The organism is Providencia sp. PROV236, assembly GCF_033676985.1.
In the GTDB taxonomy this organism is placed as follows: Bacteria; Pseudomonadota; Gammaproteobacteria; order Enterobacterales; family Enterobacteriaceae; genus Providencia; species Providencia manganoxydans.
In genome coordinates this window covers 2,078,281-2,104,292 of record NZ_CP096297.1, presented here as the reverse complement: position 1 = coordinate 2,104,292, position 26,012 = coordinate 2,078,281, and the positions used below count along the sequence as shown (strand labels likewise).

The following is a 26,012-nucleotide window of genomic DNA, read 5'->3' as shown; positions in this document are numbered from 1 at the left end:
CAACCAGCACGGGCATGAACAAGCCGACATTATAATAGCGTTGCAGACAATTGCCACGTTCCTATTAAGTTAACATACCAATATTTAGTGATAATTTGGCATCGAACACATTGCCAGATGTTGACACAACTGGTTTACAAGGTGTTTTAACCCTTTTTCATCATTTTCATCGAATTGATTGAAGTTTGGGCTATCGATATCCAGTACGCCTAAAACCTGACCATTTACTTCCAAAGGAAGCACAATTTCAGCGTTACTTGCCGTATCACAAGCGATATGACCAGGGAAAGCATGCACATCACCCACACGCTGTATTCTATTTTGGCTATATGCGGTACCGCAAACACCTTTGCCAAAAGGTATTCTGACACAAGCTATCTTTCCTTGAAAAGGACCAAGAACTAATTCTTGCCCATTTTTTAGGTAAAAACCAACCCAGTTAACACCCTCTAAACGCTCGTACAACAATGCGCTCGCGTTTGCCAAACTTGCGATTAAATCATACTCACCAGCAAGAAGTGCAGATAAATTATCTGAAAGTTCGTGGTAATACTTGTTTTTATCCATAAAATTTTCTTGTAATAATCAAATAACGCAATAAATTAAACATTTCGTGCAATATGTAGGTTAGCAAGTTGTCACTAAGTCGTAAATTTTTTTACACTAGATTACAAGCATGGCTAACAAATCAATGAGCAAATAATGGATCACATTAATCATAGTCAGATAATTTCGCAACACTGTTGCCATTGCAATCTTAAATTATCTATCCCACCTCACGATACGCAACAGGTCGTTATCTGCCCACGTTGCAATAGTCAACTTGATGATGGGCGTTCGTGGTCATTAAATCGCTTATTTATTCTCTCAATCACTTTACTTATGTTAGCACCGATTGCATTTTGGCAACCGCTAATTTCTATTCACTTACTTGGTACACAAATTAACGCTAATGTCATTGAAGGTATACAATTAATCAATCAACAAGGTGATCCTCTTACAGCAAGTATTGTCGCTTTTTGCGCGATTGTCGCCCCACTATTTTTACCTATTTTTATTATCTATTTGTATTTAGGGAAGCGCCTGCGGCTCAATTTACGCCCCATTCTCTTAGTACTAAGTCGTTTAAAAGAATGGGTAATGTTAGATGTTTATCTCATTGGTCTTGGCATTGCTGCTATCAAAATGCAGGACTATGCCACTGTTTTCTTAGGTCATGGATTCATTGCATTTATTACAATGACCTTTATTAGCCTACTCATACTTATTCATCTTAATGTTGAACAACTTTGGCGTCTATTTTACCCAAAACAGCCGCAATCTAACGGCCCAGAAGCGCTAACTTGCCAAGCATGCCATTACACCGGCTCGCCAAATTCACGTGGAGTGTGTCGGCGCTGTCACCGTCCATTACACTACCGAGAGCCTTATAGTTTACAAAAAACATGGGCAGCACTAATTGCGGCCATGATTTTACTTTTTCCTGCTAATTTAATGCCAATTTCGGTGGTTTACCTAAATGGTCAACGCATGGAAGATACTATTTATTCAGGCGTAGTATCATTAATTGACTCAGGTAATTGGCCAATTGCTATCATTGTATTTATTGCCAGTATATTAGTGCCATTTATTAAAATTGTTATCATGATCTTGCTACTGCTTTCTATCCAACGCCATAGCAAAACAGACCCCGTTCTGAGGATGAAGTTACTTAAGTTTGTCACTTGGATTGGTCGATGGTCGATGTTGGATCTCTTTGTCATTGCCTTGATGATGACACTTATCAATCGCGATCAACTGATGTCATTTACGATGGGCCCTGCCGCATTATTCTTCGGTGTCGCTGTTATTTTAACCATACTCGCTGTCGAGTGGCTTGATAGCCGTTTAATTTGGGATTCTTATGGAAAATCACAATCAACAAAATGAATCTGCTGAACAGGAACAAGAGGCGATATTACGTCAACGCGCACGTATTTCCCCTTTTTGGCTGTTACCACTTGTCGCAGTGTTTATTGCCGGTTGGTTACTATTCCAACACTGGCTAGAGCAAGGCACTGAAGTCACTATTGAATTTTCTTCAGCGCCTGGCGTTGTTGCAGGAAGGACCCCTATCCGCTATCAAGGAGTGGAAGTTGGTTTAGTTCAATCAGTCACGATTAGCCAAGACATGAAAAAAATTATTGTCAAGGCAAGTATTAATAAAGATATGCAACCCGCGCTGACTTCAGGAACAAAATTTTGGCTTGTCACACCAAAAGCAACGCTTGCTGGAGTTTCAGGTTTAGATGCCTTAGTCGGCGGTAACTATATTGGAATGCAGCCTAGTACTGGTGAGGAACAACACGACTTCATCGCTCAAGACTCTCCCCCTCAGCTACAGACCGAAGCTGGGGAATTATTAGTCTATCTCAATGCGAAAGATCTCGGTTCATTACACGAAAACTCACCAATTTATTATCGTAAAGTACCTGTGGGTTATATTTCTGACTATTCCATTTTACCAGATGATAAAGGAGTTTCGATTGCAGCAGTGGTCGAGAAACGCTATGCCAATTTAGTTCGTGAAAATAGTCAATTTTGGAATGTGTCTGGCTTTCAAGGTGGCTTTGACCTGAACTCAGGTGTCAATGTTAAAATGGAAAGCCTTTCTGCTGTTATTAATGGTGCGGTCGCATTTGATTCCCCACCTAATAGCCCTCCAGCACAAGAAGGCCAGCAGTTTGATTTAAAAGCCAATAAGCACGATGTTGAGGACTACGAACAACAAAACAGAGAAAACTTAAAAGTTTCTTTATGGTCACCAGAGACCTATGGTGTTAATGCTGGACAGCCCGTGATGTACCGAGGTATCAAGATCGGCGAAGTGTTACAGCGTCACCTACTTGATGATAAAGTGACCTTTGATGTGGCAATTTTGGATGAATATCGCCATTTGATCCGTGAAGACAGTAAATTTGTGGCTAATAGCCGAGTGGATGTACAACTTGGACTAACTGGCATTCAATTCCAAGGTGCCACACCACAAGAATGGCTAGATGGTGGGATCCACCTATTAGCGGGTAAAGGCAAAGAGGAATTACCTGAAAACTTCCCATTATATCGCAGTGATGATAACGCTAAAGCGGGTGTCACCGGCTCATCACCAACAACGACAATTACATTAAATACCAATACATTACCGGATATTCAAACTGGCTCTGTCGTACTTTACCGTCAATTTACTGTTGGTGAAATTGTCTCAATTAAACCAACCAAGGAAGGCTTTGCCGTTAATATTCATATTTCTAGCCAATACCGCCATTTATTAACTAAACAAAGTGTGTTCTGGGCTGAAGGTGGCGCCAAAGTACAACTTAATGGCAATGGTTTGACAGTTCAAGCTGCGCCACTCACCCGCGCAATTAGAGGCGCGATCAGTTTTGATAACCTCCAAACCTCAAATTTAGACAGCACAAGACAACATACCCTCTACCCTAATGAAACGGCAGCAAAAGCCATTGGGAGCGTAGTGACTTTAACTACCTACGATGCATCTAAGCTTTCTGAAGGTATGCCTATTCGTTATTTAGGTATTGATATTGGTCAAATTGATTCATTGAAGCTATCGCCGGATAATCGAGAAGTTAATGCACGAGCAATCCTTTACCCTGAATATGTTCACGCCTTTACCAAAAGTGGTAGCCGTTTTGCTGTTGTCACCCCTGAACTGTCCCCATCAGGATTTAATAATTTAGACTCCTTAATTCAACCTTATATTAATGCAGAGCCAGGACGAGGAAATAAAAGCCGTTACCAATTTGAATTACAAGCTGCCAATATCACTGATTCACGTTATTTAGATGGCTTAACTATCATTTTAGACGCCAGTGAAGTCGGTTCTATTCAAGTTGGCACACCGTTGCTATTCAGAGGTATGGAAATTGGCACTGTAACAGGTTTGTATTTGGGAGAGCTTTCCGATCGAGTTTATGTTGCCACTCGAATTGGCAAAGAATATCAATATCTCATTCGTGACAACACTCAATTTTGGTTATCGTCTGGCTATAATTTATCCTTTGGCCTTACTGGTGGCATGATTAAAAGTGGTACATTTAAACAGTTTGTACGCGGTGGCATATCACTTGCAACCCCACCAAGCGTGCCTCTTTCGCCAAAAGCTAAACCTGAACAGCATTTCATTCTAAAATTAGAGCCACCAAAAGACTGGTTGGATTGGGGTACATCTATCCCGAAACAATAATCACTAGAAAGGTGCGTATTTAAACAATATTGCACCTTCTATCTTTTTTCTTGAAAAAAAATTTTTGGAAATGAATTCCATTTATACTATGCTTAGTTTTGTTGAGTCGATAATACCTACTCCAAAACTACATTAGAGGTAACATTATGAGCATAGTTAATTTGAAAATATCTTCCTATGAAATCAATGATGCAATTATGGCTGATCATAAAAGCGATACCGTCAGTATTCCATGCGATTCTGATACAGAGTTCTGCATGCAATTGGATGGCTGGGATGAAAACACCAGTATCCCTGCGTTAATCAATGAGAAACCCGTTTTGTTATATCGCCAGCGCTATGACAAAGATAATCATCATTGGATAATGCGAGTGGCTTAATTGATGAAGCCGCTAAGTAATCAGCAGCATATAATAGGCAAAAAAAGAGGCCTGGTAGATTCCGATTACCGGGCCTTGGGAAATGGCTCTGGCAGAGCCGTGCGCTAAAAATTGCCATTGAGACGTAACAAAGTACAATTTAATACTAGCTTGCTAAACGTACTCTTACCATACTAATTATCAATTTTTTCACATATTATTAACACAATTTATTGCTTAATTTTCGAATATCGAGCTATTTGATTGATAGTTAAATTCTATTTCAACAATAAGTATAACCTTTCAAATTTAATCAATATAAAAATACAAAAAACTATAATTTATCGTTATTTTTACTGAGCTTCGAAATAATAAAAGGTGTCGCTAATCAGTCAGTAAATGAGTCGCTAGATGTATAGGAAATACGATGATTAGCATGAATGGATGAATAAATGAATGGGATATATTTAGACATAATCACCATACCTTAACAAAAACACTGTAATTTGAAGTATGGTGAGTATATGAGCTATGAATTTAGTGTATTGATATAAAAATAGCTATTAGGCTTTATCACAAAGCTTCTCAGCCGCTAATTTAATTGGTAATACCCGCTGTTCTACTGTTTTTTGCGTTTCTATTGGCGCAAGTAGAACATCAATTGGCTGCGCTTTGATCTCTTTTCTTTCCATCTGTTCCTGCGCAACTTGGTTTAATGGATATTGCATCAAAGTTGCAGGGTTAATCACAACTAAAGCACCATTATTGCGACACTCTAGCATGACTTCTTCTCGAGTAAATGGCCAATCATCACCAAACTGTTTTTTACTCACAGTTTCTAAAGGAGCAGCCACAGCACTAAAAGCTGAACTGGCCAATAACACAGAGCACAGAATTAATTTCAGTTTCATCCTTATACCTTGTTCAAAATCTTAAATGGGCTGATAGGTTGCAAAAACAGCAACGGCGAGTATTGCCATGCTGCCTAACAATAATTCAATCCAGCTATTAATAATCAAATACTGTAACCGCCCTTTTTGCTGGATCTTAGGCACTAATACATAGCGATTAACCAATGCCAATATCACCATACCAATAACTAATACAATTTTTAACCACAGCCATGATTGATATTCGGAGTTATTATAGGCAAATGGCCATTGTGGTAGTAATGTCATCGCACTAATCACCCCTGTGATTAAAACCATTGCTACTGCAATATGCCCTACGCGAGAGAAACGGATTAAACTCGCAAATATTTGTTTATCTAAGCCCGCCGCCAATTCTTTTTTATCTCGTAAAAATTGAATACAAATCAAGAAAGGCCATAACCCACCAAACCAATAGGCTGAGCTAATAAGATGAATAAATTGATTTAAGCGATGTAAATTACCGATTACCCCATCATGCATAGCAGCATGACCAATCAATGCGTGTAACCCCAATAGCACAATAGAAAGTATTAACAATGAATATAGTCTAATTTCTTGGCGAGAAATAAAAATCACCCCAAGTGTGATAATAGAGAAAATTAATTCCCAACGCCAAATTTGACCAAACGACGTTTGTAATACGTTGAGCCAAGTTTCAAGATCGACTGCATCTTGCCAGCCGTCTCCCATCAGCCCTGCTTGCGCTGACATCCAACAAAATGCGGTTACCGCAGTAATCACAGCACTGAATACAATACCGCGATTTAAAATCCGCTGAAGAACTTGGCTAAATGCGCCAGAGCTCAAGATCACCGCAAATATTGACATTCCACACATCAACATCGCGGCAATAAAATGAGAAAAACGTATAACGACGTAAAATGCCTCTAAAGACATAATTATTTCACAGTGAAACTGTATTCGCCCTTAGTTTTATGGCCATCTACAGAAACAACACTCCAATTAACATCGTATTTACCCGCGGCTAATTTACTTTCAATTGGCACAATGACCTTTGTATCGTTATTTGGGTCTAATTCAGGCTTACCTGTTTTAACTACGTTATCATTTGGCCCTGTTACCTTGACTTTTGCAAAGTTAACTTCGATACCTTCAGAAAAATTTAAAGTGATGGACTCTGGAGTTTGCTCTACTGCTGCACCTTCAGCAGGGAGCTGATCTTTAAGATGTGCATGAGCAAAAGCTTGTTGAAATGACATGCCTAAAAATAGAACAGCCACAGCACTGAGCTTGCGCCAAGATGATTTAATTTGGTGGATTGGCATAGTAACCCCTTAATTTGCAGGTGAATTTAGATTTATTGCCAACTATTATACGAAATAAATCTCATTTATCTGCTACAAAAAATCGATTTAGCTACTTAAGGTGTGACTAAAGACACAAAACGCAAAGAAAGGATCACATAAATCTTAACAACGACACCAGCTATGTATGGATCTATGCCTTATATAATACAGAGGAAAACTCAGTACTAAGTAGAAGAGATGCCCGATACATCATAAATTAAGTGACTAGTTCGAATGAACATAGTCACTATAACTTATGAAAGGTGCTGCAATTTTAAGCTGGGAGGAAGATGAATATTTTATATTAAACCTGAGTTGCCGCAGACATACTTTTTAAGTCTTTATCCAATAGGAATAGCGCTTTACCACTCTCACCTACCATATCTAATTTATCTAGGATGGATTTGAATAATTTTTCTTCTTCGTGTTGCTCAGCAACATACCATTGTAAGAAGTTAAATGTTGAATAATCCTGCGTTGTCATTGCTAAATGCGCTAATTTATTAATTTCCGCAGTAATTTCTTGTTCGTGTTTATAAGTTAAGGTGAAGACTTCAGCGATTGAATTAAATGCTACTGGTGGTGCTGCAATTTGGCCCAGTATTGGCAGTGCCCCGGTATCACTAAGATAATCAAACAAACGTTGCATGTGCTCCATTTCTTCCTGTGAATGTGCTTTTAAAAAAGCCGCAGCACCTTCGTAACCTTTATCACTACACCAAGCACTCATTTGTAAATATAAATTCGCAGAATAAAACTCAAGGTTTAACTGCTCATTTAATTTATTGATCATGTCAGTTGTTAGCATATTCTTTCCTTAGTCATCAAGAGTAATGTCCATTATTATGCATATTAAATAAATAATTAAAACCCTAAAACAATAATAAAACAAAAAAACCCAATTTACTGATAATTAATAACTTTTATTAAAACTAATAATAATCAATCTCATTATCTTTACTGGAATTTTTTCATTTCATGAAAAAGTAAATAACATTTATTCTCTTAATATTAAATTGCTATATTGTAAATTAAAGCCGTTTATTTTTTATTTATTTTTACTTATTCGATACTAACGTTAGGGCATAGATTATCGCTCATGCATAGTGATATGCTACTATACCAAAATACCTGTAAAGAATTTGAGAAGTAAGATGAACTATAACCTCGCACTGTTACCAAAAGATCAAATGGATAAAGTCAATGTCGACTTGCAAGCTTCAGGTGTGGCTTTTAAAGAACGCTATAATATTGCCGTCATAGCAGAGGTAGTCGAACGGGAACAACCTGAAAATCTTAGAGAATATTTCAGAGAGCGACTCGTATATTACCGCCAACTCTCTCAAAACTTTGCGCGACTTCCTTATGAACCAAGAAATCGTTAATCGATCTCCCAAAGGAGAAGCTAACTTCTCCTTTGGCTTAACAGATTCAGATTATTTCAGTGGATTATATGTAATTGTCGACTTTTCACAGTCAACCACCACATTATACTGTAGATCCTTTTTTGAACCCCTGACTGTCAATGGAACTTCATAACCAGTTGCTGTCTTAGTCACATCTTGGCTATTCACCCATGCCACTGCTTTTTTACCTACCAAGGCTTTTTCATCAGTCCAACGAGGTAAACGATTGTGCATAAAATCATTTTTAACTTGTGCCGCTATTTGTGGCTCAGACAACTTATCGCAGCTAATAAAAGGGGCTGCTTTACCTTCTTCTTGATTTGCACTAAATGCAACAGAACTGAATAACAGTACACAGCTACCTACAACACAACTTATTTTTTTTCCTGCTTTCATAATGCTTCCTCTGATCCCTATCAAAATATACTCTCCATAGTTTAAGTTGCAGCATTGTTGACTTACTCACTCGCACCAGTCACCGTATTTTTTATACTTCTAGCAACGCGTTCGCTTGTCGCCTAGCTGTCTCTCGAATTATTTAGAGTATTGTGGGTGGCAAATTAGAATAATCACCATGGTAAATTTTATACGCTATTTATCTACACTATCTAAAATAGACGAATATTTATAAACTGCCAAAATGATTTGACTTAACTAATATGTATCAGATTTTAGCGGAAATGTTAATAGGTTGTTTTAGCTATACTAATCGTCATCTTCTTCAAAACGTGCGTGGATCTGTTCTTTGTCTTTGTGCTTTTCACGAATTTCTTGCGCGACAAGGGCAATAGCTTCCCCACTACTCATGCCATCGGCAATAAGTTGATGGATGCGCTCAACCGCTTCCTGTTGCTCTTGGTGATTAAGTGCTGGCATACCTGAAAACATCGTTAAATCCTTTACAATAAAATTTAGCGCAATTTTAACAGCTATTGGCTTCTTAAGATAAGAATATATATTCTAAATAATTCGAGAGACAGCTAGGCGACAAGCGACGGGTCGTTAAGCGCATCGAAGAGGATATGGCTGGCGCAAGTAAGCGTAATCAAAATGCTGCAACTTGCAGTATGATGAGTATATGCTAATCTGAGCGACAGTCCTTATATGTCGATTATATCGATTTTTAGTTTAGCGTATCCAAATGGTTATCAATAAAATACAACTCCCTTATCATATTCACGCGGCAACTGATTATTTTACACCATTAGCTCATCAACCATGGGCAATGTTACTTCATTCAGGTAATTCAGAGCATTCTCATAACCGATATGACATTATTGTTGCTGATCCTATCGCAACCCTGATAACAAACGGTGACAAAACTACGATTACTCATCAGCAATTCGTTAATGTTTCTGAAGATGACCCTTTCACCTTATTACAAGAATCGATTGAACGTTTCACTCCTGAACATTGTTGTGATAGCGCTCTCCCCTTTACTGGTGGTGCACTAGGTATTTGGAGCTATGATTTAGGACGTCGTATAGAAAAACTCCCTCAAATAGCGAAGACTGACTTACAGTTTCCAGATATGGCAGTCGGTATTTACCTCTGGGCATTAATTGTTGATCACTTAGAACAGCGAGTAACGCTATTTAGCTACGATGATGTCAATGAACGTTTAAATTGGCTTAAATCGCAAAAAGCATCACGCAAAACAAAATTCACATTGACCAGCCCTTGGCACGCCAACATGTCTCAAGAGCAATATCAACAAAAAATTGGTCAAATACATGATTATTTACGCAGTGGTGATTGCTATCAGATAAACTTAGCACAACGCTTTCAAGCCAAATATAAAGGCAATGAATGGGATGCGTTCATGTTGCTTAATCAAGCCAACCGAGCACCATTTTCATCTTTTATACGGCTGCCTGAAAACGCAGTAATCAGTATTTCACCTGAACGTTTTATTCTATTGCAAGATGGCGAGATCCAAACTCGTCCAATAAAAGGTACCCTCCCTCGTTTAGAGGATCCTCAAGCAGATGCAGAACAAGCAGACAAATTAGCTAATTCACCAAAAGATCGCGCTGAGAATTTAATGATTGTTGACTTGCTTCGTAATGATATTGGGCGTGTTGCTGTACCAGGAACGGTCAAGGTCCCTGAACTATTTGCGGTTGAAGCATTTCCCGCCGTCCATCATTTAGTCAGTACCATTACCGCTACACTGGCTGCCCCTTATACCGCCACAGACTTATTAAGGGCGAGCTTCCCTGGAGGGTCAATTACTGGTGCACCTAAAATTCGTGCGATGCAAATTATTGAAGAATTAGAACCTCATCGCCGTCATGGATATTGTGGCGCGATAGGTTATATTAGTTTTTGTGGCAAAATGGATACTAATATCACAATTCGTACACTACTCACTGACAAAAAACAGATCTTTTGCTGGGCAGGCGGTGGTATTGTAGCGGATAGCCAAGCAGATAAAGAATATCAAGAAACATTTGATAAACTTAGTCTTATCTTACCTGTATTAGGAGAGTTACCACCGCATGACTGAATTAAGTGAATTTATTAATCGCTTTCAGTTAACACTCCCTATAACTCGCCAACCGCAACGGATGGCGAGTAAATCGGCTGCGGTTCTGCTTCCAATTATCAATAAATCAACACCTACGTTGTTACTGACTCAACGTTCACCTTTTTTACGTTCTCATGCAGGGCAAGTTGCTTTCCCTGGGGGAGCAAGTGATCCTGAAGATGGCTCTCTTATCACAACAGCACTGCGTGAAGCCTATGAAGAAGTCGCTATTCCACCTGAAAAAGTGCAAATACTCGGGCAATTAACACCTCAACAAAGCCTTGGCGGTTATGAAGTTACTCCCATTGTTGGCTTACTACCCGCAGGAATTGACTATCGTCCAAATCCAAGCGAAGTCGCGAGTGTCTTTGAAGTGCCTTTATTTGATGCCTTATCACTCAAGCAGCATAAATTCATTGATGTTAAACGTTCAGGGCGTTCTAACCGTATTTTCTTTTATTGGTATCAAGGTCACCTAGTTTGGGGACTAACCGCTGCCATTATTCATCAGCTAGCCCTCCAACTTAAATAATCATTTCGTGACGTAATCGAGCGCATTTTGTGCTATTTTTAATCAATAGGCCTTTTGTTGCTACCTTATTTTAAAAAATAATTTAAACTTACTGGTTAACACTACTAAATAACAGTAAAGTAGCGCCCTTTAAAATAAATCACTAAATATCTACTTTTTTTAAGGAGTCCTGCGTGATAAGCGTTTTCGACATGTTTAAAGTGGGCATAGGTCCTTCAAGCTCTCATACCGTCGGCCCAATGAAGGCGGGAAAAGAATTTGTCGATGATTTGGTAAACAAACAATTATTACCAAGCGTCACACGCATTGCTGTTGACGTTTATGGCTCTCTTTCACTCACTGGAAAAGGTCACCATACTGATATTGCTATCATTATGGGGCTTGCGGGTAATTTACCTGCAACCGTCGATATTGAATCGATCCCTGCTTTTATCGCCAATGTTGAGAAAACAGAAAAATTGTTGCTTGCCAATGGCACCCACACCGTGGATTTCCCACGCGAAGGTGGCATGAACTTTCGTCTAGACAACCTACCACTGCATGAAAATGGCATGACTATTCATGCATTCGCTGGTAATGATGAGATTTATACTAAAACTTACTACTCTATCGGTGGTGGTTTTATTGTTGATGAAGAACATTTTGGTCAGTCAATTCTTGACAGTAAACCCGTATCTTACCCATTCAAATCAGCAGAAGAATTGTTACTCAACTGCAAAAAATCAGGCTTATCTATCTCAAGTTTAATGATGAAAAATGAACTTGATCTTCACACCAAAGAAGAGATTGATGCCTACTTTGCTGATGTTTGGCAAACCATGCAGGCTTGTATTGAGCGGGGCTTAAACACTGAAGGCGTTCTACCAGGACCTCTACGTGTACCACGCCGCGCGCCGGCACTCAATCGCCTTGTCACATCTTCGAGTAAGCTGTCTAATGACCCAATGAATGTTGTTGACCTTATCAACATGTTTGCATTAGCCGTAAATGAAGAGAATGCAGCAGGTGGTCGTGTTGTAACTGCACCAACCAATGGGGCTTGTGGTATTGTTCCTGCGGTTCTTGCTTACTACAACCACTGTATTGAGCCTGTAACACCTGAACTCTATACACGCTACTTCCTCGCATCTGGTGCAATTGGTATTCTTTATAAAATGAATGCGTCAATTTCAGGTGCAGAAGTCGGTTGCCAAGGTGAAGTTGGTGTTGCGTGCTCAATGGCGGCGGCAGGTCTTGCTGAATTATTTGGGGCTAGTCCTGAACAAGTCTGTATTGCCGCAGAAATTGGTATGGAACATAATCTAGGACTTACCTGTGATCCTGTCGCTGGACAAGTTCAAGTGCCTTGTATAGAACGTAATGCGATCGCATCAGTTAAAGCTGTTAATGCAACACGTATGGCACTACGCCGTACGAGTGAGCCTCGCGTTTCTCTCGATAAAGTCATTGAAACCATGTATGAAACAGGTAAAGACATGAACGCTAAATATCGCGAAACATCTCGTGGTGGTTTAGCAATTAAAGTTCAGTGTGATTAATGTATCAATCATATAATTTATACTTTAGATAATTCGAGGTGTAGGTAAGCGATAATAGCATGAATCGCTAAAAGCCTAAAAAACTGTGACCTGCGCTGCAATTTAAAGTATGACGCCGTGAATTCATCATAATGAATGGATCCACGGCGTTTTATTTTGCTAATAATTTAATCATTATCATCTATAAAAAATAATAGTTGTTTGTTTTTTACTCACACTCAATCTCTTTTTGATAATTTAACGAAAATTTAATTAAATCGTTACTAAAATGACCTGATCATAAAATAATCTTTTTTCAGAACTTCCTACTGCTGAAACGAGTCACATTTTGCTTATTTTTTGGGCTTTTTTAGTTTAATATCAAATTAGTTGTTCTTCCTTTGTTACCGATAACAGAATTATAATCCAAATAAAGTTATTTATACAAAATATAAATTCACAATAATCAATATATTCAAAAAATACATGCATATTATTTGAAATAACGCGTATGTTTTTAATTTTCTGACACAAAACAAGTTTTTACATTAATGCAAAATGTTATGCTACCTCTACTGACTCTATTAGATAGTAAATTAACAGTTTGCTAACTGAAATAAATAGAGTGATTTTATTCAGCTAAAATTATCAGTATGGTTTTCTATTAGGAGGGCTAATTAAACTGATTCAATTTTGATCTAATGCGTTATTCCGTTCGATCTATAAAGAGGGAAATCAAGTGAGTATAGCTATTATGATTGGTACCCACGGTGTGGCAGCAGAGCAACTTCTGCGCACTACCGAAATGTTGATTGGCGAGCAGGAAAATGTCTCGTTTATCGACTTTGTACCGGGGGAAAATGCTGAGACCCTGTTTGATAAATACACCGCCAAACTAGCTGATTTAAGCACCACTGACGGCGTACTATTTTTGGTCGATACTTGGGGAGGTAGCCCATTTAATGCCGCTAGTCGTATCGTCAATGATCAAGATAATTACGAAATAGTCACTGGTGTTAACGTACCTATGCTAGTCGAAACGTTTATGTGCCGTGATGATAACCCTTCTATGGCAGAGTTAGTTTCTGTCGCCTTAGAAACTGGTCGTGGTGGTATTCGTGCACTGAAACTGAAAGAACCTGAATCAGCTCCTGTCGCTGCACCAACGCCAGCTCCACAACCTGCATCGGTACAAACTGTTACCGCAGGCCCTGGTGAGCATATGGTCATCGCACTTGCACGTATTGATGACCGATTGATCCATGGTCAAGTCGCCACTCGCTGGACAAAAGAAACCCGAGTAAAACGTATCATCGTTGTTAGCGATGAAGTCGCTAAAGATGAAGTTCGTTCTACACTACTTAAACAAGTTGCGCCTCCGGGGGTCAGTGCTCACGTTGTTGATGTTGCAAAATGTATTCGGGTTTATAACAACCCTAAATATGCAGGCGAACGTGTGATGTTGCTGTTTACTAACCCAACTGATGTGGAACGTCTTGTCGAAGCTGGTGTCGACATCAAGTCTGTCAACATCGGTGGTATGGCATTCCATGAAGGCAAAACACAAGTCACCAATGCAGTGTCAATTAACCAAAAAGATATTGATGCTTTTAATTATCTGAACAGTAAAAATATTGAACTGGAAGTGCGTAAGGTTTCCTCTGACAGTAAAGTTCAGATGATGGATTTAATTAAAAAATTAAAAAATTAGTTTTAGTTAGGCCGTTAATTTTATTGAATTTTAACCATTACTCGAAAACAGATTTACCAAACTCGTTTGGTTACAGGAGATTAAACAATGGAACTTACCGTTGTTCAAATAGTACTGGTTTTCATCGTTGCCTGTATCGCAGGTATGGGTTCTATCCTCGATGAATTCCAGTTCCATCGCCCGCTCGTTGCCTGTACGCTTATCGGTATCGTTTTGGGAGACATGAAAACGGGTATCATCATTGGTGGTACACTTGAAATGATCGCATTAGGTTGGATGAATATCGGTGCTGCGGTTGCGCCAGATGCCGCCCTCGCCTCGATTATTTCAACCATTCTGGTTATTGCTGGTGGTCAAAGCATTGGCGCAGGTATTGCCATTGCAATCCCTCTAGCAGCAGCAGGCCAAGTACTGACCATTATTGTACGTACTGTGACCGTTGCGTTCCAACATGCTGCGGACCGTGCTGCCACCAATGGAAACCTTGCTGCCATTAGCTGGATCCACGTTTCTGCATTAATCCTGCAAGCAATGCGTATTGCAATTCCTGCACTGATTGTCGCTCTCTCTGTGGGAACTTCAGAAGTCAAACAAATGTTAGACGCTATCCCACCAGTGGTGACTGATGGTCTGAACATTGCAGGTGGTATGATTGTTGTGGTCGGTTATGCAATGGTTATCAACATGATGCGCGCTGGCTACCTGATGCCATTCTTCTATTTAGGTTTTGTCACTGCGGCATTTACCAACTTCAACCTTGTTGCTCTCGGTGTTATCGGTGCGGTTATGGCTATCCTATATATCCAACTTAGCCCGAAATATAACAAATCCCAAGTGGTTGTCACTCAAGGGAATGGCAGTAACAACAACCTTGATAACGAATTAGACTAGGAGGATAGCATAATGGTTGATACAACAAGCCCAACAGCGAAAAAGTTGACTCAAAGTGATGTCCGCGCTGTCTTCTTACGTTCTAACCTTTTACAAGGCTCTTGGAACTTCGAACGCATGCAAGCTCTCGGTTTCTGTTATTCGATGGTACCGGTGATCCGTCGCCTCTATCCAGAAAATAATGACGACCGTAAACAAGCAATTAAACGTCACCTCGAATTCTTCAACACCCACCCGTATGTCGCTGCTCCTGTATTAGGGGTAACGATGGCAATGGAAGAACAACGTGCCAATGGTGCAGACATTGATGACGGAGCCATTAACGGCATCAAAGTTGGTCTCATGGGACCATTAGCCGGTGTTGGTGACCCGATTTTCTGGGGGACTGTACGCCCAGTATTTGCTGCTTTAGGTGCAGGTATTGCAATGACAGGTAGCCTACTTGGCCCTATTCTGTTCTTTGTATTATTTAACCTAGTTCGTTTATTAACACTCTACTATGGTGTTGCTTACGGTTATAAAAAAGGTGTCGATATTGTTCAAGATATCGGTGGTGGCTTCCTGCAAAAATTAACTGAAGGTGCATCAATACTTGGTCTGTTTGTCATGGGGGCCTTAGTGAATAAATGGACCCATGTTGATATACCAGTCATTGTATCGAGCATCGAAAATCCTGCCACAAAAGTGATGGAAATCAAAACGGTTCAAGATATTTTAAATGACTTGATGCCAGGTTTGGTGCCTTTATTGCTTACCTTTGCGTGTATGTGGTTGCTCCGTCGTAAAGTTAACCCACTGTGGATCATTATTGGCTTCTTTGGCCTTGGTATCCTTGGTGCGTGGTTAAATTTCTTAGCGCCATAATGAAGTATCATTAATTGAAATGGGAGGTTGCAGCCTCCCATTTTTACTTTTAAGCTCTCTAGCATTGTTTACTTAGCCAAGGGCACTCAAAATGACCTTAAATGATTCCATACTGGCCATTATTATCTTATTGATGCTGCTGTATGCAATTTATGATGAATTTATTCAACACTTACTCAAAGGAAAAACACTATTAAAAGTTAACCTCAAGCGCAAACACCGTGCTGATGCTATTATTTTTATTGTGTTAATTTGTATTGTCATTTATACCAACATTTCCCGCAACGGGAGTATGTTAACCACTTATTTATTGATGGTTACTATTTTGATGTCAGTTTATTTGGCTTTTATTCGAACACCAAAATTATTTTTTAAACAGAAAGGCTTTTATTTCGCCAATACATTTATATTATTCGATAGAATTAAAACAATGAATTTATCGGAAGATGGTATTTTAATTGTTGGCTTAGAGCATAAGAAAATCTACATTCAAGTATCACAACTTGATGATTTACAAAGAATATACGAATTCCTTATCAATCATAAATAATTGTTATATATATTCACATTAAGATTGAGGTTAATTAATGATTAAGTTAACCTCAATTTTTTAATTATTGAAAATGACAATTATTATCAACAAAAATTAATAGCCACAATAAATTAAGTGTTGTCTTTAAATTAATTTGTGATATCTTTCGAACCACGTCATTGGGGAGTAGCCTGTTCTGGAAATATATCCAGAATGTCCGTGTCAACATACTCGTTTGTAATTTAAACGTGGTACGGACGCCATCTTGGTTGGCAAGACCATAGACACATGAATAAGCCTTTTGGTTGGGGGTAATTCATGTGTATATGGATCTACCCAACCGAGGTTTATATTATGAGTTTCTACGCTACCCTAGTTTTAGCTCTCGCGCTTTCTATGGATGCATTTGCTGTCGCTATCTGCAAAGGTGCTGTCCTACACAAACCCCGTTTTAAAGAAATCCTCCGTACCGGTTTTATCTTTGGTTTTATCGAAGCATTAACTCCAATTATTGGTTGGGCCATTGGTATTTTAGCAAGCCAATACGTCATCCGTTGGGATCACTGGATTGCTTTCGCGCTACTGTTTGTTCTGGGTGCTCGTATGATTTGGCAAGGCATCAAAGCTAAAAAAGAAGATGAGTGCTGTGCCCCTGCATCACGTAATAGTTCAATGAGCCTAGTACTTTCAGCTATCGCCACCAGCCTTGATGCAATGGCAATCGGCCTTGGTTTGGCCTTTTTACAAGTTGATATCGTCCACACTGCGATGACGATTGGTTTAATGACCATGATCATGGCTACTATTGGTATGATGATCGGCCGTTATGTTGGCCCCCTACTTGGTAAAAAAGCGGAAATTATTGGTGGTGTGGTATTAATTGGTATTGGCTTCAATATTTTATTCGAACATCTCGAATTGTTTATTTATAGCGCCTAGATAATTTCTGATGGCTCCTGTATATATTGCAGGAGCCTATTTAAATATTATTTTTCCATTAATTTATAAACACGGATCATAAAGTCAGCAGTATAATTTTGGGTGTTAGACTGCTTTAATACTTGTTTAACCTCTTCACTCGCTCGCCATGCAAAAGGGGTCATTTGTAGTAATTCAAATGCTTCATGACCTGTTAATGACATTGAGTAATTTAAGTTTGTTTCATCTAATAATTTAAATTGAGGCAATGGCTCTTCTTTAATCGGATGCAACTTAACTTCGCTGTAAATTAATTGTTTTAGCTCTTGTAGATGCTTAGGTGCTGGCGTGACAGTTACTAAGATCCCATTGTTTTGTAAAACTCTAGCCAACTCTTCTGCTTTACATGGCGCATAGATACGTACAATTGCGCCAATGCTTTGTTCAGCAAAAGGTAATCGATGACTAGAGGCCACGCAGAAGTTAACTAATGGATAACGTTTTGCCGCATAACGAATAGCCACTTTTGAAACATCTAGACCATAAACAATGGGTGAAAAATCAGACGTTGTCAGCTGCCGCATAAAATAATCGGTGTAATAACCTTCCCCACAACCGATATCTAATAAAGTATTATTTTGTTTAGAAATATATTGCTTCAGCTTATCTGCAACCAATTGACGCATTAGATCATAGTGGCCTGCGTTTAAAAATTGCCGACGCGATTGCATCATTTCTGCACTATCACCCGGATCTTTCGAACGTTTATGCTGAACTGGCAGTAAATTAACATAACCTTCTTTCGCACAATCAAATTGATGGTTATTAGTGCATTTCCAACTTTGGTTGTGTTGTATTAAGGGATGAAAGCATAGAGGACATTGGTAGTTCATAAGTGATATATCTTAATAAATAACATTGAGTATACCATAGAGATGCAGTGCCACGGGCAATATATTTCCCCATGGCACTGATAGGTGTGACAAACTTTAGCTCAGGTGAGCGCTATGCTTTAGATGGCTCAGCTGATACTTTCTTTTCAAGCGTAGTATGTGCTTTTATTTTACTTGCTGAATGTACTTTACCACTTTTTTGGGTTTTCACTGTTGAAGCCGATTGCTCATTTTTTACTGTGCTTGCAGCTAATGCTGAACTAGAAATAGCTAATGACAATACAGTTACGATTGCTAAAAACTTTTTCATCTTAAGTGCCTTCAGGTTTATTTAAGCAAGGATGTTCTTGCAACACTAATAAATCACACTGGATGAATACTTCACAATAGGACAAGTTTAAAGTTGTATAGATTTTTTATAGGTTATTTGTGATGAGGTATTTATTCACTTTGTTGATAATCCATTTACCTTTGTAATAGGTGATATTAAATAAGCTCCCCTTTCATTTTCTTTTATTGACCATTTGTTATATTAGCGCGTTCATTTTTGTGACTAAAACACAATAATTTACTCAGCTATTTTTGCCATTCAAATAAAAAGCCTACCATTTATTACACTTGTGTGGCAGGCTTCATCTGATTGATTAATAAATTATTTTAATTTATTGTTAATTGCATTAAACATCAACGAGGCCTCAAGTGGCTGACCATCTTCCGCTGGATGTGCAACAGGCCATGTTGACCACTGAACAATCACTAATTGTTCTTTTGGATTTACCACGATAATTTGCCCAAAGATCCCTAATGCCCATAATGTATTATCACTATCCAGACCTTGCTTAGGCTCTACATTGTGCATTTTTTGCGGAACACGATTATTCCACCATTCAAAACCGTATATTCCCTCTGGATAACTTGGGTTAACTGAGTCTTTTGCTTGTACCCAGTTTTTGGATTCAGTAAGCCAATTGGACGGTAGCATTTGTTTGCCATCCGCTAACACACCATTTTCTGCAAAAAACAGTCCAAACTTCCCCCAGTCTTCAAGGGTTGCATTAAAACCATGAGCCCCTGTGTTATGTTTCCCCAGTTCATAGCTTTGCCACACACCATCACTTGTCATGCCATATGGCTGCCAAATTTTATTCTGCAAATATTGAGCAAGCGAGACTCCCGTTGCTTTTTCTAAAGTATCGCCCAGCAACCATGCTCCACCTGAGTTATATCGCCATACCTCTCCTGGTTTAGCATAAGATTGACGCTTTGGATCGATTACTAATTTTTGCACACATGCATAGATCTGAGGGTTAGCTTCACATTCAGTCATCTTAGCAAAATCTGAATTCGGATTTTCATAGTCTTCTCCCCATTCAACACCTGATGTATGCTGCAATAATTGTTTTATTGTTACATTTTCCCATACAGTACCTTGAACACTAGGATTATATTTGACAATAGCATCATCTAGTGAAGAAATTTTGCCTTCTTGTAATGCAATTCCAACCAGTGTCGAAACGATAGATTTTCCTACTGAACGAGAAGTCCAAAGTGTTTCCGCTGTATTTTCTTTTCCATAATATTCAAATGCGACTTTTCCTTTTTTAATCACCATTAATGCAACAACATTGTTGCGTTTAATATAGTCTTCTAATCGGTATGTCATACCTTTTATTTGATAAGTTACATCTTCTAAATTTTCAATTTCCCTAACCAATGATTTGGGATTATTAGCATGAAAAACATCACCTGGATAAGAGCGATAGTCATTGCGAAAACCTAATAAACGCTCTTGCTGATCCCAAGTCAGCATATTTCTGACATCAGGGTATGAGCTATCGATAGGCTGCGGGCATTTAGTCAACTCAGGTACATTGCATTCATTGTTAATTTGATTGGCATAACCCGTTATTGAGGTAAAAATGAGTGTCGAAAGCAAACATAAATTTGTTGTATATTTTTTCATGGATTGACCTTTTGTGATGATAACAACCTGCTATTTTTATTATTCAATAACCATATTAGCGTCAGTTTTGAATATCACTATCGACCAAAAAGATGAGTTATTCACTCACTCAACTATTTTTACTATCAAAAGATCTGTTTTATTGTCTATACTTTAGGATATACATTGTTTTTAACACTATAAGCTGAGCGTTTTTGGTTTATTCGCAATCAAACTATTCGTAAAGGTTGCCAATAAAGCTTTGACACAAATGTGACGCAGCATCGCTCACAGAACATATACCTGAAAGCTATCGCTACCGGTTTCTTAAAGCTAAAAGAAAAGAGCATAGATGCTATTTTTACATTGCCTGAATATATGGAGTACGGTGCTGCTGGTTTAATTATAGTTGGAATTAAAAAAGAGGCTCTACGCCGAAATATTAAAACAATTAACGTTAGAATCAGCAGCTATTGCCGAAAATTTTTATCAAAAATACGGTGTTATATCACAAGGTTCAGGTAACTATTATTCAGCATTAGTAGCTGCTTATTTACCTTCAATTAATATGACTATATCCCTATAATTAAAATTAATTAGGCTTTGTATTTTAATCATGAAATTAATACATATTAGTTAGCTATAAACTATAACTAACCATTTGAATTGTAAATTTGTTTTCTTTCTGATTTGATATTAATCACCTCCAATTAAAAAGAGTTAAAATAATGAAAGTAAGGCTTGCTGTCATATCAGAAGCAGAAAGACTTTGGTTTATAAGAAATCAAGCAATTCGTGTTGGTTGCCACGAAAGTTATGCTCAAGAGATTATTAAAGCGTGGACTCCAGATAAAATGCCGGATTTTTACCGTGAGAATATAATTGAACATCCTTTTTTTGTTGCGGTAGATGACGATGACATCCCAATTGCTACTGGTTTATTTGATACCAAAAGAAATACTTTTGATACTATTTTCACTTTACCTGAATATTTTAAATCTGGTTCTGGTAGCTTGATCGTAAATGCACTCAAACAAGAAGCTAAAAGGCGTAATGTTAAACAATTAATGCTAAAATCTGCACTTAATGCTGAAACATTTTACCATCGACATGGTTTCGTCTCGATAGGGCCTGTTAACCATTATTCAGTTCTTGTTGGTAAAGATATTCCTTGTATAGGTATGGTGTTATCACTATAACTTGAGCATAAAAACCGTTCAGTCTCTCGTATACTGAACGGCAACATTTAATTAAAAATGATCAAACTCAGGGATTGGTTTACGACCATGTGACGCTAAAAAGTCCAATACACGACGAGGCGAAACATTTAAAATTTGCTCTTCAGGAAAATCAATCGACTTTAACATTTCAATCACTTTATCAAAATTACCTAAGTAACCTGCGTAATGAGAGTCAGAGCCAAGAGAAACCCAGCCCCCTGCTTTTTTAACTGCTTTCGCAATTGCTAAACAATTCGCCTCACTTCCAACTCTAGAGTGCAAAAATGACGAATTATTCATTTCCAATGCGACATTACTTTCTTTTGCAGCTTGGGCTACCGCTTCGATATCAATTGGATATTTTGGATTTCCCGGATGAGTGATAATTTGCACTTTACCGCTACGGATAGTCGCAATCATGGCTTCTGTGTTATCAGCTAGACTTTGTGGTGCTAACACTGGCTCATGAAATCCAGCTAAAATAATATCTAACTGACGATCCATTTTATCATTGCAATCAATTTCCCCTTGTTTGTTCTTAATATTGGCTTCAATGCCATACAGCAACCCCACTCCATTAACCATACGCGGTAAGACTGGCATATTTGCAAAATGCCACTGATGAGGAGCATCTTCCATATCAGGGCCATGATCTGTAATCGCAAATAGCTTCATCCCCTTATTAGCCGCTTCCAAAAAATAGTCACTAAACGTACTGTAGGCATGGGTGCTGGCAATAGTATGTGCATGCAAATCAACTAAATACATAGAATAACCCTTATAATTATATTGATAATCTTCGTGCTCTAAAACGATGTTGTGATTATTCAAACTAACATAATAACTATAGTGATTCGATGGTTATCTGTGCTTACTTTTTCATTTACCATTAAAATAGGATATAAAAATAAAGTCCATATTTGGTTACATTAAGTGCTTTTTTAATAAACAAAGTCCCTTTTTAGTGACATAATAACTAGATATTTGACATTCAATCTATAAGGTTCCAAAATAGTTACATTAAGTTCGATTTTTGCTTTTAAAGTTATCATTGAGGAGCTTTAAATGAACACTAAACTCAGCGCAATTGCAATTGCAGAAGAACTTGGAGAACGGCTAAAACAAGCTAGATTAAATCAAAACCTCACTCAGTCAGAAGTTGCCGAGTTTGCTGGAATAGCACGTAAAACAGTCATCAATGCTGAAAAAGGCAAAGCCCAACTTGATATTTTTGTCGCCATCATGCAAGCCTTGAGTTTAACTGAACAGCTTGATTTATTTCTTCCTAAGCAACCAATATCGCCTCTACAACTGGCTAAATTACAAGGGAAAAAGCGCCAACGCGCATCAAAACAGCATAGAGAAAATGAAGAGGAGGCAATTGAATGGTAATGGAAGTCATTAATGTTAACTATCAAAACCACATAATCGGTGCAATCAGCTTTGATTCTGATAAAGGATTTGGCGCTTTTGAATATGAACCAAACTTTATTAAACAAGGCATTGAGCTTTCACCACTAAAAATGCCTTTATCTAACCAAATATTTCATTTCCCTGAATTAGAGTATAATACTTTTAAAGGGCTGCCTGGGTTGATTGCCGATTCACTTCCTGATGATTTTGGTAATGCAGTATTAAACGCTTGGGTCGCAAACAGAGGATTATCACCACAAGACATTACCCCATTACAAAGACTGCAATATACAGGTAAACGTGGAATGGGTGCTCTTGAATATTCACCTGCTACTAAAATGCGGCGCCTAAATGCATCACAGCAAGTTGAAATCCAATCGTTAGTCGCCATAGCTCAAGAAATTTTAGATTTACGAGAACATTTTTCCGTGGAACTTGATCGTGATGGCCAAGGGTCACGTGAAGCAATGCTATCACTGCTTTCGGTCGGTATGAGCGCTGGAGGCGCTCGCCCTAAAGCCGTATTAGCATTTAACGATGATTTGACTCAAGTGAGGTCGGGACAAGCCAGTGTTCCTGAAGGCTTTATTCATTACCTAATGAAATTTGATGGAGTAAGTGAGCACAACAAAAACCAAGAAACATTCGGTGACCCAATGGGTTATGGCGCAATGGAATTTGTCTACCATTTAATGGCTGTAAATTGTGATATTGATATGATGCCTTGTCAGTTATTGCATGAGGGACCAAGACGGCATTTCATTACCCAACGTTTTGATCGTATCGGTAATAAAAAAATTCATATTCAAACACTCAATGGATTAGCTCACGTTGATTATAAAAAACCAGGCTCATTTTCTTATGCAGAGCTGTTTGGTATCGCTCGCCAATTAAGATTATCTGCACAAGATGCGTTACAAATTTTACGTCGGATGACTTTCAATATTATCGCGCGAAATCACGATGATCACTCAAAGAATTTTGCGTTTATGTTACAGGCTGATAAATGGACTTTAGCCCCTGCTTACGATCTTGCCTATAGCTACAAACCGGGCAGCAAATGGGTAAATAGTCACTGGATGAGCCTAAACGGCAAGCGAGATAATTTTACTAGAGAAGATTTTTATAGCCTAGAAAAACTCAGTCCTCTTTTTACTAAAAAGAAAATTAATCAAGTTATCGATGAAACAATAGAGAGTGTTTCAAAATGGCCAGAGCTAGCCAAAGAATGGGATGTCCCTAAAACACTAGTTGAAGAGATAAAGGGGAATTTGAGGTTACATATATAAATAAAATTAAAACTTAATCACCATTTATATAAATATATTAACTTTGTAATTAAGCTAATAAAATAAGCCTTATGAAAAATATCATATTGAGCTATAAAAACGAGGAAAGTTTGTCACCGACCTCTATTCTTCTCAAATGATTGATACTTTTGAGCAACTGCTATATCCGTGTAATCACCATCTACGGAATTTTCTATACTTTGCCCATCTAAACCACGAATATCAATTATAGACTCCCCCCAAAGATTTCGATCTCTAGTACTATCTATAAACTGAAATAAATAGTTATCCAAAAAACCTCTTGATGGAGATTCAATTTCAGCGCTTAAAGCTCTTAAATAATCCGTTTTATTAGTTCTATGCCAATCAATCGAGAAACCTGCTCGATGACAGAGCTCATTGTGAACAATTAACATAGTACGCCCATTTCCATCAAGAAATGGATGCCCATAAGCAAAAAAGCCCATAACCTCACCAGGACGCTGACGCATAAACTCTGCATTCTGTCCGATACGCAAGCCCTGCTCAATAGCTAATCGTGCGTGATTGGGATGACAAAACATCGTACCAGCTTTAGATACCGCACAATTAGGCGCGGTAATTGCACGATCTTGACCTGCCCACGGATAGAATGCTTCGAATAATATCCGATGAACGCCCAAGAAATCTTCATAGTGTAAGACTTCTTTTCCCGCTAAGTAAGATAATGCTTCATCTAAAGCAGCACGAAACATTGTGTGTTCAAGTTGACGAACAATTTTGGGGTCTTTTTCACCATAATGGTTACGTAAATAACCGACTTGCTCAAAATCATTAAACGGGTCAAACACTTTGTTTTTGCTCCCGCAGGTAATTGACTGACAACATCGCAACTTCTTGCTTGGTGATTTTACCCGCTCGTTTTAGAGCTACAAGAAGATCTTCTACGGTATCATGTACCACTTCATCACCCGCTAAGCGAGTTACAGCATCAGCCCACTGATCCATCGCATTGAAGCAATAGGATACGTTGTAATAGCGAGCAAGCTCTACTACATAACGAGCAACTCCTTTAGTAGGAGGTGTCTTTGCCAATTTGAATACTGTATTTTTAATAGCAGACTTACAGCTATAGCTACGAAAACAAATAGTCTTCCCATTGATGATAAGCTTGCGCTTAACTCTAGGTGCATCGACTACAACAATAATTTCACCTTGTGTGGCATTTACTTTCTCGAAGCACAAGTCTTTTTGGCGAAGCTGGAAGCCTAATTTGTCGGCTGCTTCACGAATGATAACATCAAGACTACCTTGCGCTTTTACATCATTCCCCATCCTTTTGGCTTTAGCGTAAATTCCTTGAGAAAGGCGAAGAAGTTCACCATTATTCATTAACACATTTAATGCGTGAGTAACTTGGGTCTTGCTTCCCAATGGAGCCAGATCAGAACGAGTCAGTACAACTCCACGACGGTGTTGAATCGACTGACGCATACGAGTTTCGAGCTTCATATAAACATCTCCCCAGTAAACT

The 26,012-nt window shown here is 38.5% G+C and carries 28 protein-coding genes and 1 riboswitch; of the genes, 15 read left to right on the top strand and 13 right to left on the bottom strand.

The annotated features are described in order from the left end of the window. Positions 1–84: 84 nt before the first annotated feature. Entirely contained in the window at positions 85–567 is a 483-nt protein-coding gene (locus M1E96_RS09325; protein WP_070928240.1) for a GAF domain-containing protein, read from the bottom strand. Positions 568–702: 135 nt separating this feature from the next. On the opposite strand from M1E96_RS09325, the gene yebS reads away from it, so the two are divergent. From yebS to M1E96_RS09310, 3 genes are all read left to right on the top strand, one after another. Further along, positions 703–1,929: a membrane integrity lipid transport subunit YebS gene (yebS, locus tag M1E96_RS09320; protein WP_070928245.1), complete on the top strand. Its 1,227-nt coding sequence runs from the start codon at positions 703–705 to the stop codon at positions 1,927–1,929. Next, positions 1,904–4,243, top strand: coding sequence for a PqiB family protein (locus tag M1E96_RS09315; protein WP_070928249.1), 2,340 nt, complete (start codon positions 1,904–1,906; stop codon positions 4,241–4,243). Before yebS ends, M1E96_RS09315 begins: the two co-directional genes overlap by 26 nt. Before the next feature lie 146 nt (positions 4,244–4,389). Then, positions 4,390–4,623 carry a DUF1480 family protein gene (locus tag M1E96_RS09310; RefSeq protein WP_070928251.1) on the top strand — a complete coding sequence of 78 codons (234 nt, stop codon included), beginning with the start codon at positions 4,390–4,392 and terminating at the stop codon, positions 4,621–4,623. A gap of 542 nt (positions 4,624–5,165) precedes the next feature. Here the strand turns inward: M1E96_RS09310 and M1E96_RS09305 are convergent. The 4 genes from M1E96_RS09305 to ftnA all read right to left on the bottom strand — a co-directional run bounded on the left by M1E96_RS09305 (position 5,166) and on the right by ftnA (position 7,649). Next, positions 5,166–5,513, bottom strand: a complete 348-nt coding sequence (locus M1E96_RS09305; RefSeq protein WP_070928253.1) for a DUF2511 domain-containing protein — start codon at positions 5,511–5,513, stop codon at positions 5,166–5,168. 21 nt (positions 5,514–5,534) lie between these two features. Continuing rightward, on the bottom strand, positions 5,535–6,431 hold the full coding sequence (gene copD / locus M1E96_RS09300) for a copper homeostasis membrane protein CopD (protein ID WP_070928255.1): 897 nt from the start codon (positions 6,429–6,431) through the stop codon (positions 5,535–5,537). Between the two features lie 2 nt (positions 6,432–6,433). Then, positions 6,434–6,820 (bottom strand): copper homeostasis periplasmic binding protein CopC, encoded by a 387-nt coding sequence (copC, locus tag M1E96_RS09295; RefSeq protein ID WP_070928257.1) that lies wholly within the window; start codon positions 6,818–6,820, stop codon positions 6,434–6,436. Positions 6,821–7,145: 325 nt separating this feature from the next. Further along, a complete protein-coding gene (gene ftnA, locus M1E96_RS09290) occupies positions 7,146–7,649 on the bottom strand; it encodes a non-heme ferritin (protein ID WP_272580081.1) in 504 nt (167 codons plus the stop codon). A 346-nt stretch (positions 7,650–7,995) separates the two neighbouring features. Here ftnA and M1E96_RS09285 point away from each other — a divergent pair, with 346 nt between their 5' ends. Then, entirely contained in the window at positions 7,996–8,226 is a 231-nt protein-coding gene (locus M1E96_RS09285) for a DNA polymerase III subunit theta (RefSeq protein ID WP_070928262.1), read from the top strand. A 51-nt stretch (positions 8,227–8,277) separates the two neighbouring features. Here the strand turns inward: M1E96_RS09285 and yebF are convergent, their stop codons facing one another. Together yebF and M1E96_RS09275 are read right to left on the bottom strand one after the other, a co-directional pair. Continuing rightward, positions 8,278–8,643, bottom strand: a complete 366-nt coding sequence (yebF, locus tag M1E96_RS09280) for a protein YebF (protein ID WP_070928264.1) — start codon at positions 8,641–8,643, stop codon at positions 8,278–8,280. A 309-nt stretch (positions 8,644–8,952) separates the two neighbouring features. After that, positions 8,953–9,135, bottom strand: coding sequence for a YoaH family protein (locus M1E96_RS09275; protein WP_070928266.1), 183 nt, complete (start codon positions 9,133–9,135; stop codon positions 8,953–8,955). A gap of 253 nt (positions 9,136–9,388) precedes the next feature. Between M1E96_RS09275 and pabB the strand changes: the two genes are divergently transcribed. The 8 genes from pabB to mntP all read left to right on the top strand — a co-directional run bounded on the left by pabB (position 9,389) and on the right by mntP (position 17,763). Continuing rightward, positions 9,389–10,756 carry an aminodeoxychorismate synthase component 1 gene (pabB, locus tag M1E96_RS09270; RefSeq protein WP_140187265.1) on the top strand — a complete coding sequence of 456 codons (1,368 nt, stop codon included), beginning with the start codon at positions 9,389–9,391 and terminating at the stop codon, positions 10,754–10,756. Then, on the top strand, positions 10,749–11,309 hold the full coding sequence (locus tag M1E96_RS09265) for a CoA pyrophosphatase (protein ID WP_070928270.1): 561 nt from the start codon (positions 10,749–10,751) through the stop codon (positions 11,307–11,309). Before pabB ends, M1E96_RS09265 begins: the two co-directional genes overlap by 8 nt. 173 nt (positions 11,310–11,482) lie before the next feature. Beyond that, positions 11,483–12,847, top strand: coding sequence for an L-serine ammonia-lyase (locus tag M1E96_RS09260; RefSeq protein WP_070928272.1), 1,365 nt, complete (start codon positions 11,483–11,485; stop codon positions 12,845–12,847). 718 nt (positions 12,848–13,565) lie between these two features. Beyond that, the gene (gene manX / locus M1E96_RS09255) at positions 13,566–14,537 is read left to right on the top strand and encodes a PTS mannose transporter subunit IIAB (RefSeq protein ID WP_272580079.1); all 972 of its coding nucleotides are present in this window, start codon (positions 13,566–13,568) and stop codon (positions 14,535–14,537) included. Between the two features lie 87 nt (positions 14,538–14,624). Further along, positions 14,625–15,428, top strand: a complete 804-nt coding sequence (locus M1E96_RS09250; RefSeq protein WP_070928275.1) for a PTS mannose/fructose/sorbose transporter subunit IIC — start codon at positions 14,625–14,627, stop codon at positions 15,426–15,428. Between the two features lie 12 nt (positions 15,429–15,440). Further along, positions 15,441–16,292, top strand: coding sequence for a PTS mannose transporter subunit IID (locus M1E96_RS09245; protein ID WP_070928277.1), 852 nt, complete (start codon positions 15,441–15,443; stop codon positions 16,290–16,292). A 91-nt stretch (positions 16,293–16,383) separates the two neighbouring features. Then, positions 16,384–16,842, top strand: a complete 459-nt coding sequence (locus M1E96_RS09240) for a DUF986 family protein (RefSeq protein ID WP_070928279.1) — start codon at positions 16,384–16,386, stop codon at positions 16,840–16,842. Positions 16,843–16,993: 151 nt separating this feature from the next. After that, positions 16,994–17,137: riboswitch (yybP-ykoY riboswitch) on the top strand. Positions 17,138–17,178: 41 nt separating this feature from the next. Then, on the top strand, positions 17,179–17,763 hold the full coding sequence (gene mntP, locus M1E96_RS09235; protein WP_139158673.1) for a manganese efflux pump MntP: 585 nt from the start codon (positions 17,179–17,181) through the stop codon (positions 17,761–17,763). A 47-nt stretch (positions 17,764–17,810) separates the two neighbouring features. Here mntP and rlmA read toward each other — a convergent pair whose 3' ends face one another. From rlmA to M1E96_RS09220, 3 genes are all read right to left on the bottom strand, one after another. Then, the gene (gene rlmA / locus M1E96_RS09230) at positions 17,811–18,635 is read right to left on the bottom strand and encodes a 23S rRNA (guanine(745)-N(1))-methyltransferase (protein ID WP_070928283.1); all 825 of its coding nucleotides are present in this window, start codon (positions 18,633–18,635) and stop codon (positions 17,811–17,813) included. A 112-nt stretch (positions 18,636–18,747) separates the two neighbouring features. Next, positions 18,748–18,945: a hypothetical protein gene (locus M1E96_RS09225; RefSeq protein WP_081335949.1), complete on the bottom strand. Its 198-nt coding sequence runs from the start codon at positions 18,943–18,945 to the stop codon at positions 18,748–18,750. Positions 18,946–19,287: 342 nt separating this feature from the next. Next, positions 19,288–20,598: a serine hydrolase gene (locus tag M1E96_RS09220; RefSeq protein WP_140179464.1), complete on the bottom strand. Its 1,311-nt coding sequence runs from the start codon at positions 20,596–20,598 to the stop codon at positions 19,288–19,290. Positions 20,599–21,305: 707 nt separating this feature from the next. Between M1E96_RS09220 and M1E96_RS09215 the strand changes: the two genes are divergently transcribed. Continuing rightward, entirely contained in the window at positions 21,306–21,776 is a 471-nt protein-coding gene (locus M1E96_RS09215; protein ID WP_140187271.1) for a GNAT family N-acetyltransferase, read from the top strand. 51 nt (positions 21,777–21,827) lie between these two features. Here the strand turns inward: M1E96_RS09215 and M1E96_RS09210 are convergent, their stop codons facing one another. Next, a complete protein-coding gene (locus tag M1E96_RS09210; RefSeq protein WP_070928290.1) occupies positions 21,828–22,565 on the bottom strand; it encodes a phosphatase in 738 nt (245 codons plus the stop codon). A gap of 297 nt (positions 22,566–22,862) precedes the next feature. Here M1E96_RS09210 and M1E96_RS09205 point away from each other — a divergent pair, with 297 nt between their 5' ends. Together M1E96_RS09205 and M1E96_RS09200 are read left to right on the top strand one after the other, a co-directional pair. Next, on the top strand, positions 22,863–23,189 hold the full coding sequence (locus M1E96_RS09205; RefSeq protein WP_070928292.1) for a helix-turn-helix transcriptional regulator: 327 nt from the start codon (positions 22,863–22,865) through the stop codon (positions 23,187–23,189). Continuing rightward, complete coding sequence (locus M1E96_RS09200) at positions 23,183–24,499, top strand: type II toxin-antitoxin system HipA family toxin (RefSeq protein ID WP_272580076.1); 1,317 nt, start codon at positions 23,183–23,185, stop codon at positions 24,497–24,499. The genes M1E96_RS09205 and M1E96_RS09200 overlap by 7 nt, the downstream gene beginning before the upstream one ends. 113 nt (positions 24,500–24,612) lie before the next feature. Here the strand turns inward: M1E96_RS09200 and M1E96_RS09195 are convergent, their stop codons facing one another. Together M1E96_RS09195 and M1E96_RS09190 are read right to left on the bottom strand one after the other, a co-directional pair. Beyond that, on the bottom strand, positions 24,613–25,329 hold the full coding sequence (locus tag M1E96_RS09195; protein WP_349485312.1) for a Fic family protein: 717 nt from the start codon (positions 25,327–25,329) through the stop codon (positions 24,613–24,615). After that, positions 25,322–25,990 carry a hypothetical protein gene (locus tag M1E96_RS09190; protein WP_272580075.1) on the bottom strand — a complete coding sequence of 223 codons (669 nt, stop codon included), beginning with the start codon at positions 25,988–25,990 and terminating at the stop codon, positions 25,322–25,324. Before M1E96_RS09190 ends, M1E96_RS09195 begins: the two co-directional genes overlap by 8 nt. Between the last annotated feature and the right edge of the window lie 22 nt (positions 25,991–26,012).

Coding starts and splice junctions, on each gene's coding strand:
- M1E96_RS09325 (WP_070928240.1), bottom strand. CDS start 567: ATGGATAAAAACAAGTATTACCACGAACTTTCAGATAATTTATCTGCA.
- yebS (WP_070928245.1), top strand. CDS start 703: ATGGATCACATTAATCATAGTCAGATAATTTCGCAACACTGTTGCCAT.
- M1E96_RS09315 (WP_070928249.1), top strand. CDS start 1,904: ATGGAAAATCACAATCAACAAAATGAATCTGCTGAACAGGAACAAGAG.
- M1E96_RS09310 (WP_070928251.1), top strand. CDS start 4,390: ATGAGCATAGTTAATTTGAAAATATCTTCCTATGAAATCAATGATGCA.
- M1E96_RS09305 (WP_070928253.1), bottom strand. CDS start 5,513: ATGAAACTGAAATTAATTCTGTGCTCTGTGTTATTGGCCAGTTCAGCT.
- copD (WP_070928255.1), bottom strand. CDS start 6,431: ATGTCTTTAGAGGCATTTTACGTCGTTATACGTTTTTCTCATTTTATT.
- copC (WP_070928257.1), bottom strand. CDS start 6,820: ATGCCAATCCACCAAATTAAATCATCTTGGCGCAAGCTCAGTGCTGTG.
- ftnA (WP_272580081.1), bottom strand. CDS start 7,649: ATGCTAACAACTGACATGATCAATAAATTAAATGAGCAGTTAAACCTT.
- M1E96_RS09285 (WP_070928262.1), top strand. CDS start 7,996: ATGAACTATAACCTCGCACTGTTACCAAAAGATCAAATGGATAAAGTC.
- yebF (WP_070928264.1), bottom strand. CDS start 8,643: ATGAAAGCAGGAAAAAAAATAAGTTGTGTTGTAGGTAGCTGTGTACTG.
- M1E96_RS09275 (WP_070928266.1), bottom strand. CDS start 9,135: ATGTTTTCAGGTATGCCAGCACTTAATCACCAAGAGCAACAGGAAGCG.
- pabB (WP_140187265.1), top strand. CDS start 9,389: ATGGTTATCAATAAAATACAACTCCCTTATCATATTCACGCGGCAACT.
- M1E96_RS09265 (WP_070928270.1), top strand. CDS start 10,749: ATGACTGAATTAAGTGAATTTATTAATCGCTTTCAGTTAACACTCCCT.
- M1E96_RS09250 (WP_070928275.1), top strand. CDS start 14,625: ATGGAACTTACCGTTGTTCAAATAGTACTGGTTTTCATCGTTGCCTGT.
- M1E96_RS09245 (WP_070928277.1), top strand. CDS start 15,441: ATGGTTGATACAACAAGCCCAACAGCGAAAAAGTTGACTCAAAGTGAT.
- M1E96_RS09240 (WP_070928279.1), top strand. CDS start 16,384: ATGACCTTAAATGATTCCATACTGGCCATTATTATCTTATTGATGCTG.
- mntP (WP_139158673.1), top strand. CDS start 17,179: ATGAGTTTCTACGCTACCCTAGTTTTAGCTCTCGCGCTTTCTATGGAT.
- rlmA (WP_070928283.1), bottom strand. CDS start 18,635: ATGAACTACCAATGTCCTCTATGCTTTCATCCCTTAATACAACACAAC.
- M1E96_RS09225 (WP_081335949.1), bottom strand. CDS start 18,945: ATGAAAAAGTTTTTAGCAATCGTAACTGTATTGTCATTAGCTATTTCT.
- M1E96_RS09220 (WP_140179464.1), bottom strand. CDS start 20,598: ATGAAAAAATATACAACAAATTTATGTTTGCTTTCGACACTCATTTTT.
- M1E96_RS09215 (WP_140187271.1), top strand. CDS start 21,306: ATGAAAGTAAGGCTTGCTGTCATATCAGAAGCAGAAAGACTTTGGTTT.
- M1E96_RS09210 (WP_070928290.1), bottom strand. CDS start 22,565: ATGTATTTAGTTGATTTGCATGCACATACTATTGCCAGCACCCATGCC.
- M1E96_RS09205 (WP_070928292.1), top strand. CDS start 22,863: ATGAACACTAAACTCAGCGCAATTGCAATTGCAGAAGAACTTGGAGAA.
- M1E96_RS09200 (WP_272580076.1), top strand. CDS start 23,183: ATGGTAATGGAAGTCATTAATGTTAACTATCAAAACCACATAATCGGT.
- M1E96_RS09190 (WP_272580075.1), bottom strand. CDS start 25,990: ATGAAGCTCGAAACTCGTATGCGTCAGTCGATTCAACACCGTCGTGGA.